The following is a 13,563-nucleotide window of genomic DNA, read 5'->3' as shown; positions in this document are numbered from 1 at the left end:
CGCCGACTTCGGCTTCGGCTTCGGCCGAAGCCCTAGCACATCCGCCCGCCAGGGGCAGCGCGAGGGGGCCCGTATCATTGCCCGTTTGCGCCTTCCGTTCCCGCACTCCATGTCTTCCGGTCTCAATCTCGCGCAACAAGAAGCCGTCAACTACATGCACGGGCCCTGCCTGGTCCTTGCGGGCGCGGGCTCGGGCAAGACGCGCGTGATCACGCACAAGATCGCGCGCCTGATCCAGGCCGGCCTGGAGCCCAAGCGGATCGCCGCCATCACCTTCACCAACAAGGCGGCCTCCGAGATGCGCGAGCGCGCCAAGGGCCTGATCGGACGCGACGCCAGGCACGTGGTGGTCTGCACCTTCCACGCGCTGGGCGTGCGCATGATGCGCGAGGACGGCGCCGTGCTGGGCCTGAAGCCGGCCTTCAGCATCCTCGACAGCGACGACGTGACGAAGATCCTCAAGGACGCCGGCGGCACCACCGACGCGGCCACCGCCCGCATCTGGCAGTGGACCATCAGCAAGTGGAAGAACATGGGCCTCAACGCGGCCCAGGCCGAGGCCCAGGCGGCCGACGACAACGAGCGCATCACGGCGCGCATCATGGCCCGCTACGAAGAGCGGCTGGCGGCCTACCAGAGCGTGGACTTCGACGACCTGATCGGCATGCCGCTGAAGCTGCTGCAGCAGCACGACGAAGTGCGTGCCAAGTGGCAGGCCGCGCTCGGCCACGTGCTGGTCGACGAGTACCAGGACACCAACGCCACCCAGTACGAGGTGCTGAAGGCGCTGGTCGGCGAGCGCGGCCGCTTCACCGCGGTGGGCGACGACGACCAGTCGATCTACGGCTGGCGCGGCGCCACGCTCGACAACCTGAAGAAGCTCCCGGTCGACTACCCGACCCTCAAGGTCATCAAGCTCGAGCAGAACTACCGCAGCACCAGCGCGATCCTGCGCGCGGCCAACAACGTGATCGGCCCGAACCCCAAGCTGTTCCCGAAGACGCTGTTCAGCGAACTCGGCGAGGGCGAGCCGGTGCGCATCGTCGACGCCGACAGCGAGGCCCACGAGGCCGAACGCACGGTGGCGCGCATCCAGAGCCTGCGTGCCGGCGATGCGACCGCGCAGGGCCCGCAGCACAAGGAATTCCGCGACTTCGCGATCCTCTATCGCGCCAACCACCAGGCCCGGGTGTTCGAGCAGGCGCTGCGCAAGGCGCAGATCCCGTACAAGGTCTCGGGCGGCCAGAGCTTCTTCGACCGCGCCGAGATCAAGGACCTGTGCGGCTGGTTCCGCCTCTGGGTCAACAACGACGATGACCCGGCCTTCCTGCGCGCCGTGACCACGCCCAAGCGCGGCATCGGCCACACCACGCTGGCCAGCCTGGGCACCTTCGCGAGCCAATACAAGCTGAGCCTGTTCGAGGCGCTGTTCAGCCCCTCGCTGCCGAGCGTGATGCCCAAACGCGCCCTGGAGGGCCTGCACGAATTCGGCCGCTACATCAACGACCTCGAATACAAGGCCCGCCGCACGATGGGCGCCGAGGACGCGCGCGCCTTCCTGGCCGAGTGGCTGAAGGAGATCGACTACGAGAAGCACCTCTACGACGGCGAGGACAGCGAGCAGGCCGCGGCCAGCCGCTGGACCAACGTGATGGAGTTCTGCGACTGGATGTCGCAGCGCTGCGGCGGCCAGATCGACGACGCCTCGGGCGCCACGGTCGAGAGCGAGCGCAAGAGCCTGCTCGAGGTGGCGCAGACGATCTCGCTGCTCTCCACGATCAGCGAGCGCGAGAAAGACCAGAACGTGGTCACGCTGTCGACGCTGCACGCCTCCAAGGGCCTCGAGTGGCCGCACGTGATGCTGGTCGGCGTGACCGAGGGGCTGCTGCCCTTCAAGCTCGACGACGACGGCGGCCGGCAGGAGAAGATCAGCGACGACACGCTGACGCGGCTGCAGGAAGAGCGCCGCCTGATGTACGTGGGCATCACGCGGGCCCAGCGCAGCCTGGCCGTGAGCTGGACCAAGCGGCGCAAGAAGGGCCGCGAGATGGTCGCGGCCCAGCCGAGCCGCTTCATCGCCGAGATGGCGCTCGACAAGAAGACCGCCAAGGAAGACCCGCGCGAGAAGCTCAAGGCATTGCGCGCCGAATTCGCGCGCAAGGTACAGGACAACGCAGCCGCGGCGGCGGCCGCCGCATCGGCGCCATGAGGTGGCTGCGGACGGCCTGGCTGGTCGCCGGCTGCATGGCCGCGGCCGCTCAGGAGGCCCCCCGGGGCCCGTCGGCGCCCAGCACCGCGGCCTGCCCCGCCAGCGCCTCGGCGCTGCCGCTGGAGGCGCTGTTCGGCACCTGGGAAGCGCGCATCGACGACCAGAAGGGTGTCGCAAAAGTCAAGCTCAACCAACATCCCGACTACGCCGGCGTGCGCGGCACAATCACCCGGGGCGGCGATGGCGCGCCCGCCACCGTGTCCCAGCTGGCGGGCGATATCGACGACGACGGCATGCTGAGCCTCGACGAATCGCTGGACGGCCGCGCCATCAGCGGCGTCTGGCTGGGCGCGCTGCAACCGGCGTCGTGCGGCCGGGAGTTCAAGGGCATCTGGCGCGATGCCGCGAGCGACACCACCCATCCCTTCGTACTGAACAAGACTGGCAATTCGGCAACCGATCGATGAATCAACGCATTCTTTTTTTCACCGCTCTCTTCGCCGGCATCGGCGCCAACGCAGTACAAGCCCAGGCGGTGGACAAGCCGCCCAGTCCCCTGGCCGAATCGGAACTGACCTGGCAGCAGTGCCAGCGCCTCGCGGGCAACGACGCGCGGCTGGCCTGCTTCGATCGTTGGGCCCAGCAGCAGACCCTGCCGGCCGCCGCGGTGCCGCCGGCGCCGCCGGTGCTGGCCGAGACCCAGCCGCCCGTGGACGCCACGGTGCCGGCCACCCGCGTGATCACCCTCACCACCGAGGACGGCTGCCGCGATCGCCAGTACTCGCCCCTGTCGCGCTTCTGGGAGCTCGAGACCGGCAGCAGCTGCGGCACGCTCGGCTTCCGCGGCTACCGCCCGCTCAGCGTGGGCCTCGGGGTGGCCGCGAGGGAGCCGGAAGTCGCGACCTCGCCGGCGCCCAACCACACCGGCGTCGACCGGCCCTACCAGGCGCAGGACATGCGCATCGGCCTGTCGGTGCGCACCAAGCTCGCGCAAGGGCTGCTCACGGGAGACGACCCGGTCAAGAAGGACGGGCTCTGGTTCGCCTACTCGCAGGCGTCGACCTGGCAGGTGTTCAACGAAGATCTCTCGCGGCCGTTCCGCACCACCGACCACGAGCCGGAGATGATCTACAGCTACCCGACCGACTACCAGCTGCCGGGCGGCTGGCGCTTGCGCTACACCGGCCTGGGCCTGGTGCACCAATCGAATGGCCAGGACCTGCCGTACTCGCGCAGCTGGAACCGGGTCTACCTGATGGGCGGCATCGAACTCGGCGACAAGTTCGTGATCACCGGGCGGGTCTGGAAACGCATCTCCGAAAACGCCGCCAACGACGACAACCCCGACATCACGAAGTACCTGGGCAACGCGGACGTCCGGGCGGCCTGGCAGGTCGACCGCCTCAACCAGCTCGGCGTCATGGTGCACGGCGGCAAGGGCGCGATCCGGCTCGAGTGGCTGAAGGTCATCGGCGACCCGGTCAAGAGCAACCTGCGCTTCCAGACCCAGCTCTTCTACGGCTACGGTGATACGCTGGTCGACTACAACCGCAAGCGCACCGTGTTCACCGTCGGGCTCGCGCTGGTCGACTTCTAAGCCCATGAACTCGCCACTCCCTACCCTCTCGCTGCTGGAGACCCGCGTGCTGGGCGTGCTGGCCGAGAAGCAGCGCACGGTTCCCGACAGCTATCCGCTCACGCTCAATGCGCTGGTCGCGGGCTGCAACCAGAAGACCAGCCGCAACCCGATCCTGGAGGTGACGGACGCCGAGGCGCAGGCGGCCCTCGACAGCCTCAAGGGCTACAGCCTGGTGTCGGAAAGCAGCGGGGGGCGCAGCTTCCGCTACGCGCACAACATCGACGGCGTGCTGCGGATCCCTTCGCAGTCGATCATCCTGCTGACCGTGCTGATGCTGCGCGGCCCGCAGACCGCGGGCGAACTCCGCATCGCCTGCGACCGCATGCACAACTTCGCCGACATCTCGGCGGTCGAGGGATTTCTCGAGGAGATGGCGCAACGGCCGGCAGGTGCGCTGGTCGTCAAGCTCGCGCGGCTGCCGGGTGCGCGCGAGAGCCGCTGGGCCCATCTGCTGAGCGGCGCCCCGGCCGAGGACGCGGCCGGTGCCGGCACGGGATCGAGCGCGGGCGCCGATGTGTCGCTCGGGGAAGTCGCGGCACTCAAGGCCAACGTGGCGCGGCTGGAGGCCGAGCTCGCGGGCCTCAAGGCGCTGGTGGCACGGATCTGCTCGGAGCTGGGGATCGCGCCGGGCGGGAACGACCCAGCCTGATCGCGCGCACGCCGGTGGATTCGCCGCGCCAGCGAAGCACGGTCAAGCCCCGCCGTGCAGGTAGCGGAAGACCCGCTCCGGCGTGAGCGGCAGCTCGCACAGGCCGCGCGTACCGCCCAATGCGTCGTGCACCGCGTTGGCGATCGCCGCCGGGATCGGAATCGTGCCGCTTTCGCCCACACCCTTGGCGCCATTGAGCGAAAACGGCGACGGGGTCTCGGTATGGGTGGCGTCGAAGCCGCCCAGATCGCCGGCGAAGGGCAGTCCGTAGTCGTGCAGCGACCAGGTCAAGGGCTGGGCCTCGGCGTCGTAGGCGATCTCTTCGGACAGGGTGGTGCCCACGCTCTGCAGGGCGCCGCCCAGCACCTGGCCTTCCACGATCCGCGGATTGATCTGGGTGCCGCAGTCATGGCCGAACACCAGGCGCTGCAGCGCGACGGTGCCGGTGGCGGGGTCGACTTCGACCTCGCAGACCGCCAGGCCGTAGGGAATCGACAAGCCCGGAGGGTCGTAGCCGGCCTGGTCCAGCAGCCCGGGTTCGAGGCCCTCCGGATGCGTCACGTAGAGATAGGCGGCCTGTGCAATGTCGGCCACCGTCACCGACGCCGAAGGGTCCGCGATGGCGCGGATGCGCCCCGGCTCCATGGCCACCGCCTCCGGGTCGAGCTTCAGCAGATGCGCGCCCCAGGTCTTCAGGCGGGCGGCCAGGCGGCGGCATGCCAGCGTCACGCACGAGCCGCAGACCCCGGCCCCGCGGCTGGCGCCGCTGGCATAGCCCGTGAACGCGGCCGTCTGCGTGTCGTTGGCCACCACGAGGATGTCCTCGATCGGCAGGCCGAGTTCGTCGGCGCAGATCTGCGCCATCGCGACCTCCAGGCCCTGCCCCATCAATGTCTGGCTGATGAACAGCGCCACGTGTCCGGATGGCTCCATGCGGATGGATGCCAGGTCGAAGCCGCTGGTCCGGATGCCCAGCAGGGTCGTCAGCCAGGACGGGGCGAAGTTGGTCACCTCGGTGTAGAACGCCATGCCGACGCCGACCCGACGGCCTTCGGCGCGCGCCTGGGCGGCGCGCTGGCAGGCCTGCGCATAGCCGAAGCGCTCCAGGGTGAGATCCATCAGCGCCGCGTAGTCGCCGCTGTCGAGCACCAGGCCGGTCGGTATGGCATGGGGCATGGCCTCGGGCGGTACGAAGTTGCGCCGACGGATCTCGGCGGGATCCACGCCCAGGTGCCGCGCCGCGATGTCCATGGCGCGTTCGAGCGCGAAGTTGGCCTCCGGCTGGCCGAAGCCACGGAAGGCGCCGGTGGGCGTGCGATGCGAGGCGAAGCCGGTGGCTTCGACGTCGATGGCGCCGATGGCATAGGCGCCGGTCATGCAGGCCCCGGACACCAGGGCCGTGCCGTTGGACACGGTGCCGGGATCGGCCCCCTTGTCCAGCACCACGCGCGCCTTCAGGCCGGTGACCCGGCCGTCGTGCGAGAAGCCCATGGCCAGCTCCACGCGTTCGGCGCGGGCATGGGTCGACGCGACGAAGGCCTCGCGCCGGGTTTCGATCCAGCGCACCGGGCGCTCCAGCAGATCGGCGAGGTAGGCGATCACCGGCTCTTCCGGGAACATCCACACCTTCATGCCGAAGGCGCCGCCGATGTCGGGCGCCACCACGCGCAGCCGGTGTTCCGGCCAGCCCAGGATGTGCGCCACGTGGCCGCGCACCTGGTGGGGCGACTGGGTCGGGGTGTAGAGGGTCACGCAGCCGGCTTCGCCGCCGGGCTCGGCGAGCACGCCCCGGGTTTCCAGCGGCAGGGCGTGCACCCGCGGGCTGTTGAACACGCCTTCGATCACCAGGAAGGATTCGGCGAGGATGGCCGGGACGTCGGCGCTGTTCCAGCGCGATGTCGCGACGCGGTTGTGCGGCCAGTGCGCATGCACCGTCGGCGCATCGGCCCGCAGGGCTTCGTCCATGCCGGCGACGACCGGCAAGGGCTCGATGTCGGCCTCCAGCAGCGCGCACGCACGGGCTGCGGCCTTGCGGCTGGTGGCGACCACCACCGCGACCGCATGGCCGACATACAGCACGCTGTCGGTGGCCAGGGGCAGCATGCCGGAGATCTGCTGCTCGGGCAGGTCGTAGATCTGCGGCTGGGGCCGCATGTGCCGGATGTCCTCTCCGGTCAGGATATGCACCACGCCTTCGACGGCGGCGGCGCGTGCGGTGTCGACCGCCCGCAGGCGGCCGTGCGCGACCGCGGAGCGCGCGAAGGCGGCATGCAGCGTCCGGGGCCGCCGCAGGTCGGCCACGTACTGCCCCCGGCCCTTGGCGAAGCGCTCGATGACCGGGCGGCGCGCGGAGCTGCCGACGCAGGTTGCGGGCGCCAGCAGGCGCGAATCGGTGAGGTCGTTCATCGCGAGGCTCCTTGTTCCTGGTGCTGGCGAGCGGCCTGGACGATGGCCGCCACGATGTTGCGGTAGCCGGTGCAGCGGCACATGACGGCGTTCAGCCGTTCCAGGATCAGGGCTTCGTCCGTATGGTCGCTGACCGTGGGGTCCTCGAGGAACTCGGCGGCCACGGCGAGCATGCCGGAGGTGCAGAAACCGCACTGGGCGGCGAACTGCTCGACGAAGGCCTGTTGCAGCAGGCGCCGCGTGGCGGACTGGCTGTAGCCCTCCACCGTGTCGACGCGGCAGCCGCTGGCCTGGCCGGCCAGGGTCATGCAGGCACGCGCCGAGCGGCCATCGAGCAGCACGGTGCAGGCGCCGCAGACGCCTTCGTTGCAGCCGATGCGCGTGGCCGTCATGTCGAGCGAATCGCGCAGCGCATCGGCCAGCGAATCGCAGGGATGAGCCCGCAGCGGGGTGAGCCGGCCGTTGAGCGTGATGGCGTCATGCATGGAGGATCTCCTTGACAAGGCGGCGGCACACCAGCGCGGCGGACGCGCGCGCGTAGGCCGGCGAGGGCAGCAGCGGGTCGAAGCGAGGTCCTGCGGGTGCGCTGGCCAGCAGGGCGTCCACGCCATCTCCAGGATCGCTCCCCACGGCGCAGGCATGCCAGTCCGACACCCAGGCGCGGTCCTGCAGTCCGACGACGCCGATGCGCAGCAAGCGCAGGCCGCCGTCTTCCGGACCCAGCGCCACCGCCATGCTCGACAGGGCCTTCCCGCCCGAGCGCCGGGCCGTGGTCTTGTGGAAGGCGAAGCGCCGCGCGGCGGGCGGCAGCGGGATCTCGACGGCCACGATGATCTCGTCGGCGGCCAGGCTGTTGCAGTGGACGCCGGCCACGCAATCGGCACTCGGCAGGCGCCGCCGGGTCGTGACCACCGTCGCGTCGAGCATGGCCAGGGCCAGCAGCAGCGCGCCCATGGGGTTGGCCCAGGCGATGGTGCCGCCGAAGGTCGTCCGGTTGCGCACCGTGTGATGGGCGACCTCGCCCACGGCCTGCAGCAGCAGGGGCTGCGTCGCCGCGTGCGCGCTGGCCATGAACTCGCTGAATGTGACCTCCGCGCCGATGACCAGCACGCCCTGCTCGCAGGCCATGGCCTTGAGCGATGCGATGCGCCGCAGGCTCACGAGCCGGCCGGCCTGCAGCATGCCGCTGCGCAGTGCCGGCAGCAGGCTCTGGCCTCCGGCGACGATCCGGGCATGGCCTGCGGCAGTGCGCAACGCATCGACCGCCTGGCTCAGATCGTCGGGCTCGACGTAGTCGCAGTCCAGAACGGCATCGTCGCCACACCACAGCGACGCGCCGGGCGTTCGCGGGTCGGAGGGATGCCGGGTCGGCGGTGACAAGGCGGCTTGCATCATCGTGGGCTCCTGCTGGGGGGGGAAACATGCCGGCCTTCGGGCGAGACCGGCCTTCATTCAAAGAGGAAGGGACGCTGAAGGAGAACCGGTCAGAGGTCGTGGATGCCGCCCTTCTGGACCAGCTCCACCTTGTAGCCGTCCGGGTCCTCGAGGAAGGCAATCACCGTCTGGCCGCCCTGGACGGGTCCGGCGGCCCGCGTCACCCGGCCGCCCGCGGCGGCAACGCGCTCGCAGACGGCATGGGCATCGTCCACCTCGATGGCGATGTGGCCGTAGGCAGCGCCGTGCGCGTACTGGTCCACGCCCCAGTTGTAGGTCAGCTCGAGCACGGTCTGCTCGCTTTCGGGGCCATAGCCGAGGAAGGCAAGCGTGTACCGGTAGGCCTCGTTGTCGGCCTGGCGCAGCAGTTCCATGTCGAGCAGGCGGGTGTAGAAATCGATGGAGCGCGGCAGGTCGCCGACACGCAGCATGGTGTGAAGGAGTCGCATGGGAGAGTTCGCAGTGGGTTGAAAGAAAAAAGAATGTCGGGAAGGTGTTCAAGCGCGCGGCGCCAGCCATTCACGCGCACCGGCCAGCCCGGCGGGACGGAACACGAGGACCAGCGCCAGGAAGATGCCGAGGCCGATCTCCTGGCTGCCGGGAGGCAGCGCCAGGCGCAGGCCGCCCAGCGAGAGGCCGGCTTCTCCGGCGCGCAGCAGTTCGACCAGCGCCGTCACCGCGAGCACGCCCGCGACGGCGCCGGTGAGGCTGCCGATCCCGCCGACCACCAGCATTGCCAGGGTGACGAAGGACAGGCCCAGGTAGAAGGCGTCGACGCTGAGCACGCCGATGAACTGGGCATGGAGGGCGCCCCCCATGCCGACCAGGGCCGCGCTGAGGACGAACGCGGCCAAGCGGACCCGGGACGCCGGGATCGCGCAGGCGCTGGCCGCGACTTCGTCCTCCCGCGTGGCGCGCAGCATCAGTCCGACGCGCGACTGCTGGAACCAGAACGCCACGCCGATCGCCACGCAGGCGAAAGCCAGCGCCGTCCACGGCCCGACGACGGTGGGGATGTTGATCAGCGAGCCGGTGCCCCCGGTCACGGAATCCCAGTTGGCATAGACGCTGTTGACGATCGCCAGGAAGGCGAAGGTGGCGATGGAGGCGGCAATGCCCGCCAGGCGGCCGAGTGCGATGCCCAGCGGCAGCGCCACCGCCGCGGACAGCAGGGTCGCGCCCGCCGTGACGGCCGCGAATCCGTACTGGTGCGCGCCGAGCCACTGGGGCAGCCCCGGCAGCGTGATCGACTTGGCCAGCGGCTCGGTCGCGCCCCACGCGGCGGCAAAGGCCCCGATGCACATGAATCCCATGTGGCCGAAGGACATGATGCCGCTGTTGCCGATGAAGACCGACATGCCGACCACCACCACGACGCGGATCAGCATCTCGGTGACGGTGAGCTGTGCCGGCTGCGGCAGCCACTGCGTTGCGACGAACGTGAGGACCGCGAGCCAGGCGATCAGCACGGCCGGGGTGGCCAGCCCGCGCAGCCCTGCGGGCATTTCGGCGGGAGCGAGCGAAGCATCGGGGAGAGGCGTGGCGGACATGGCGGGGCGGGAGCTCGATGCAGGAATGAACGGAGAGGCCATCAGACGCGCTCCATCAAGGCGCGGCTGCGAATCAGCCCGGCCGGACGCAGCAGCAGCATCGCGAGCACGACCGAAAAGACGAAGGCATCGCGGAAGGGCCGCAGATCCGGCGGCAGCAGGGCTTGCAGCAGCACCGCCACCGCGCCGAGCAGGAAGCCGCCCAGCACCGCGCCGATCAGGCTGCCCATGCCGCCGACGACGGTGGCGATGAACGCGTAGAGCACGAGGGGCACGCCCAGGGTGCGCGACAAGGCGCCGGTCTGCGAGACATAGAGCAGCGAGACGATGCCCGCGAGCGCACCGCTGAGGGCAAAGGCCAGGCCCACCACCCGATGCGCCCGTACGCCCAGGTAGCTCGCCATGCGGAAGTCCTCCGCGGCGGCGCGCATCTGCACGCCATGGCGCGTGCGGTGCAGGAACAGCGTCAGCCCGACGACGACGGCGGCCGTGGCCGCGATCGTCACCAGCTGCATGAGCGGCACGTGCACGCTGCCGGTGCCCAGGGGCAGCACGATCTGGCGGTTCAACCCGGACCACAGGTCGAGGTTCCTCGGTCGCGCGCCATACAGGCCGAGCAGCACGTTCTGCAGCACGTAGCCGATGGCGAAGGAGGCGATCATCAAGGTCGGCACGGACGCCCTGCGCAACGGGCGAAAGACCGCGACGTCGGCGCCGTTGGCCGCCAGCGCCCCGACCAGCATCACCGCGGCGACCAGCAGCGGTGCCGGCAGCACCGCCAGCATGGGCAGGGTCGTGCCGTCGCCGGAGGCCGGCAGGATGAGTGCATAGGCACACAGGGAGATGAGATCGCCATGAGCGAAGTTCACCAGCCGCAGGATGCCGAACAGCAGGCCGATGCCGAGCGCGGCCAGCGCATACAGGCTGCCCAGGCTCAGGGCATCCACGAGGGTCTGCAGCAGGTAGCTCATGGCGCCGCTCCCTGGCATCGCGTGCCGGCATCCGCGTGGCCGAAATAGCTCCGGGCCAGGGCGTCACCCTGGCGCAGTTCCGCGGCATGCCCCTGCAGGCGCACCCGCCCCTCGCGCAGCACGTACACCCGGTCGGCCGCCCGCAGCAGGCGTGTCGCGCTCTGCTCATTGACCAGCAAGCTCAGGCCCTCGCGTTCGCGCAGCTGCAGCAGCAGCTCGTAGACCTGGTCCACGATCCTCGGCGCCAGGCCGAGCGAGGGCTCGTCGATCATCATCAGGCGCGGGCGCGTCAGCAGCGCCCGGCCGATCACGAGCATCTGCTGCTCGCCGCCCGAGAGCCTGCCGGCGGGCATGTGCAGCCGCTCGCGCAAGCGGGGGAAGTAGTCCAGCACGTGCTCGATGCCATCCCGCGCGTCGCGATGCATGTAGCTGCCGATGCGCAGGTTCTCCTGCACGCTGAGCATGCCGAACACGTGGCGGCCTTCGGGCACCAGCGTCAGGCCGAGACGCGCGATGCGGTCCGCGCGCAGGCCGGTGATGGCCTGGCCGTCCAGCCGCACGGCACCGCGCCGGGACGGAATGCCGCCGGCGATGGCGGCCATCAGCGTGGACTTCCCGGCCCCGTTCGGCCCGATGACGCCGACCACCTCGCCGCGGCCGACCCGCAGCGTCACGCCCGCCACCGCCTGCAGGGGGCCATGCTGCACATGGAGGTCTTCTACATCGAGCATGGCGCGGCCTCCTCGGAGCCCAGGTAGGCGGCCGCGACCGCGGGGTTGGCGCGTATGTCCGCGGGCGTGCCATCGGCCAGCGTGCGCCCGCCATCGAGCACGTGGATGCGCTCGCAGACCGCGTTGACGAGCGTCATGTTGTGCTCGATCAGCAGGACGCCGCAGCCGAAGCGCGACGGCAGCGATGCGATCAGATCGGCCAGCTGTCCGCTCTCCGCGTCGGACATGCCGGCAGCGGGTTCGTCGAGCAGCACGAAGGCGGGCGAATGCACCAGCGCGCGCGCCAGGGACACGATGCGCGCGGCCGTGTACGGCAGCGTCCCGGCCAGCCGCCCGGCCTGGGGCACGAGATCCAGCAGACGCAGCATCGCCTGCACATGGGAGGCCGCTTCGCGCCGGCCCAGACCCAGGCCGAGCAGCCCGGCTTCGACGTTCTCCGCGACCGTGAGGCCGGCGAACAGGCGGCCGGCCTGGAAGGTCCGGGCGATGCCGGCGCGGCGCAGCCGCGACGGCGACCATCCCGCGGTGTCGGCCCCGCCGAGGCGGATGGCGCCGGCGCTCGGGCGCTGATAGCCGGAGAGGCAGTTCACCAGCGTGGTCTTGCCTGCTCCGTTGGGGCCGACCAGGCCACGCACCTCGCCCGGGGCCATGTGGAAACTGACGTCGGCCAGGGCCGCGATGCCGCCGAAGCGGACCGACACCCTGTCGATCTCCAGCACCCGTGCGCGGTCCGTCGTTCTCATGGCTTCGCCGGCATGCGGAACAGCAGCTGCGTCGACGGCACCAGCTCGTTGCGCCAGACCTCGATGGCCTTGTTCTTGCCGTTCTGCACTTCCATGATGAGCAGCGGCCGGTTCACCTGGATGTGCAGCTGGTTCGAATAGGTCGTGGGGCCGACGGTCAGCGCTTCTTCGCGGAACTTCTCCAGTTCCGCGGTGACGGCGGGTGCCGCGGTGGCGCCGGCCCGCTGCACCGCGAGCGCCCACTGCTCCACCATGCTGTAGCCGAGCACCGCATACGCGGATTCCGGGCGGGCGCCATAGCGCGCGGTGAACGCCGCCAGGAACTTGCCGATGGCCGGGCGCGGATCGTCGCCGAAGATCGACATGTAGGTCGGCACGTAGAAGTTGCTGAGCTGCTGCACCGCGGGCAGCCAGTAGGCGTCGGTCATGCCGACGTTGGCCAGGATGGGCAGCTCGATGCCCGCCGCGCGCAACTGGCGGATCGCGGACGCCCCGCCGGGGTTGTAGGTGCAGAGGTAGATCGCGTCGGGCGCGGGAGAGGCCGCGCGCAGCCGGGTGATCTGCGAGGCGATGGACGCGTCGCCGTTCTTGAAGCTGTCCGAGCCCGCGATGCCGAGGTCTCCCGCCAGCCGCGTCCAGCCGGCGCGAAAGCCCGCACAGCCGGACTTGCTGTATTCGATCGACTGATCCTCCAGCACGTAGGCGCGGCGCAGGCCCTTGCGCTTGTAGGCCCACTCGGCCATCGTGATGCCCTCCACCTGCGCCGCGAGGTTGGGCGTGAAGACATAGGGGCCGACACCCAGCGGGCCCATCTTCGGATCGCCGGCGCCGAGGCTGAAGGCCAGCTTGCCGGCCTTGCGCGCCGCCAGCGCCGCGGGCGCGCCGTAGTCGTAGTCGCTGGAGACCACCAGCAGGTCCACGCCCTGGGCCACGAGCGATTCGCCCGCCTTGGCGCCCTGCTCCCGCTCGCTCCGGGTGTCCGCCACCACGGTCTCGATGCGGCGGCCGAGCAGGCCGCCTTGCCGGTTGATCTCCTCGATGCGCAGCATCGCCGCCTTGAGCGGAGGGCCGTCGTAGGCGGTCATCCAGCCGCTCTCGGCCACCGCGAAGCCCACCTTGATCGGCGGCGGTGTCTGTGCGGTCGATGGCAGCACGGCGGACGCCAGCGCGATCGCCGCCAGTCTTCTGGCAAGAGTTTTCATGATGCTTTCCGAGTCGATGGAGCACGGGG

Annotated in this window: 13 protein-coding genes; 4 read left to right on the top strand and 9 right to left on the bottom strand. The window is 70.3% G+C overall.

The features are described from left to right. The first annotated feature begins 109 nt into the window (after window positions 1-109). From AB4Z46_RS20375 to AB4Z46_RS20360, 4 genes are read left to right on the top strand one after another with little or no spacing between them, the layout of a single operon-like run. Window positions 110-2,209, top strand: coding sequence for an ATP-dependent helicase (locus AB4Z46_RS20375; RefSeq protein WP_442285349.1), 2,100 nt, complete (start codon window positions 110-112; stop codon window positions 2,207-2,209). After that, window positions 2,206-2,676 carry a hypothetical protein gene (locus AB4Z46_RS20370; protein ID WP_442285348.1) on the top strand — a complete coding sequence of 157 codons (471 nt, stop codon included), beginning with the start codon at window positions 2,206-2,208 and terminating at the stop codon, window positions 2,674-2,676. Before AB4Z46_RS20375 ends, AB4Z46_RS20370 begins: the two co-directional genes overlap by 4 nt. Continuing rightward, a complete protein-coding gene (locus AB4Z46_RS20365; protein WP_442285347.1) occupies window positions 2,673-3,806 on the top strand; it encodes a phospholipase A in 1,134 nt (377 codons plus the stop codon). The genes AB4Z46_RS20370 and AB4Z46_RS20365 overlap by 4 nt, the downstream gene beginning before the upstream one ends. A 4-nt stretch (window positions 3,807-3,810) precedes the next feature. Continuing rightward, complete coding sequence (locus AB4Z46_RS20360) at window positions 3,811-4,497, top strand: YceH family protein (RefSeq protein ID WP_442285346.1); 687 nt, start codon at window positions 3,811-3,813, stop codon at window positions 4,495-4,497. 42 nt (window positions 4,498-4,539) lie between these two features. Here the strand turns inward: AB4Z46_RS20360 and AB4Z46_RS20355 are convergent, their stop codons facing one another. The 9 genes from AB4Z46_RS20355 to AB4Z46_RS20315 all read right to left on the bottom strand — a co-directional run bounded on the left by AB4Z46_RS20355 (window position 4,540) and on the right by AB4Z46_RS20315 (window position 13,534). Continuing rightward, complete coding sequence (locus AB4Z46_RS20355; protein ID WP_442285345.1) at window positions 4,540-6,903, bottom strand: xanthine dehydrogenase family protein molybdopterin-binding subunit; 2,364 nt, start codon at window positions 6,901-6,903, stop codon at window positions 4,540-4,542. After that, window positions 6,900-7,388: a (2Fe-2S)-binding protein gene (locus tag AB4Z46_RS20350; protein WP_442285344.1), complete on the bottom strand. Its 489-nt coding sequence runs from the start codon at window positions 7,386-7,388 to the stop codon at window positions 6,900-6,902. The genes AB4Z46_RS20355 and AB4Z46_RS20350 overlap by 4 nt, the downstream gene beginning before the upstream one ends. Then, a complete protein-coding gene (locus AB4Z46_RS20345) occupies window positions 7,381-8,298 on the bottom strand; it encodes an FAD binding domain-containing protein (protein WP_442285343.1) in 918 nt (305 codons plus the stop codon). The genes AB4Z46_RS20350 and AB4Z46_RS20345 overlap by 8 nt, the downstream gene beginning before the upstream one ends. A gap of 89 nt (window positions 8,299-8,387) precedes the next feature. Further along, a complete protein-coding gene (gene gloA / locus AB4Z46_RS20340; RefSeq protein WP_442285342.1) occupies window positions 8,388-8,786 on the bottom strand; it encodes a lactoylglutathione lyase in 399 nt (132 codons plus the stop codon). 48 nt (window positions 8,787-8,834) lie between these two features. Next, window positions 8,835-9,887, bottom strand: coding sequence for a branched-chain amino acid ABC transporter permease (locus AB4Z46_RS20335; RefSeq protein WP_442285341.1), 1,053 nt, complete (start codon window positions 9,885-9,887; stop codon window positions 8,835-8,837). Between the two features lie 41 nt (window positions 9,888-9,928). After that, on the bottom strand, window positions 9,929-10,858 hold the full coding sequence (locus AB4Z46_RS20330) for a branched-chain amino acid ABC transporter permease (RefSeq protein WP_442285340.1): 930 nt from the start codon (window positions 10,856-10,858) through the stop codon (window positions 9,929-9,931). Beyond that, the gene (locus tag AB4Z46_RS20325; protein WP_442285339.1) at window positions 10,855-11,589 is read right to left on the bottom strand and encodes an ABC transporter ATP-binding protein; all 735 of its coding nucleotides are present in this window, start codon (window positions 11,587-11,589) and stop codon (window positions 10,855-10,857) included. The genes AB4Z46_RS20330 and AB4Z46_RS20325 overlap by 4 nt, the downstream gene beginning before the upstream one ends. Then, window positions 11,577-12,332: an ABC transporter ATP-binding protein gene (locus tag AB4Z46_RS20320; protein WP_442285338.1), complete on the bottom strand. Its 756-nt coding sequence runs from the start codon at window positions 12,330-12,332 to the stop codon at window positions 11,577-11,579. Before AB4Z46_RS20320 ends, AB4Z46_RS20325 begins: the two co-directional genes overlap by 13 nt. Beyond that, a complete protein-coding gene (locus AB4Z46_RS20315) occupies window positions 12,329-13,534 on the bottom strand; it encodes an ABC transporter substrate-binding protein (protein ID WP_442285337.1) in 1,206 nt (401 codons plus the stop codon). Before AB4Z46_RS20315 ends, AB4Z46_RS20320 begins: the two co-directional genes overlap by 4 nt. Window positions 13,535-13,563 lie beyond the last annotated feature (29 nt).

Origin of the sequence: Variovorax sp. M-6 (assembly GCF_052114385.1) — a bacterium.
Classification (GTDB): domain Bacteria; phylum Pseudomonadota; class Gammaproteobacteria; order Burkholderiales; family Burkholderiaceae_C; genus Variovorax.
Note: the sequence above shows the minus strand (reverse complement) of the source record. Positions and strands in the feature narration are given on the sequence as shown.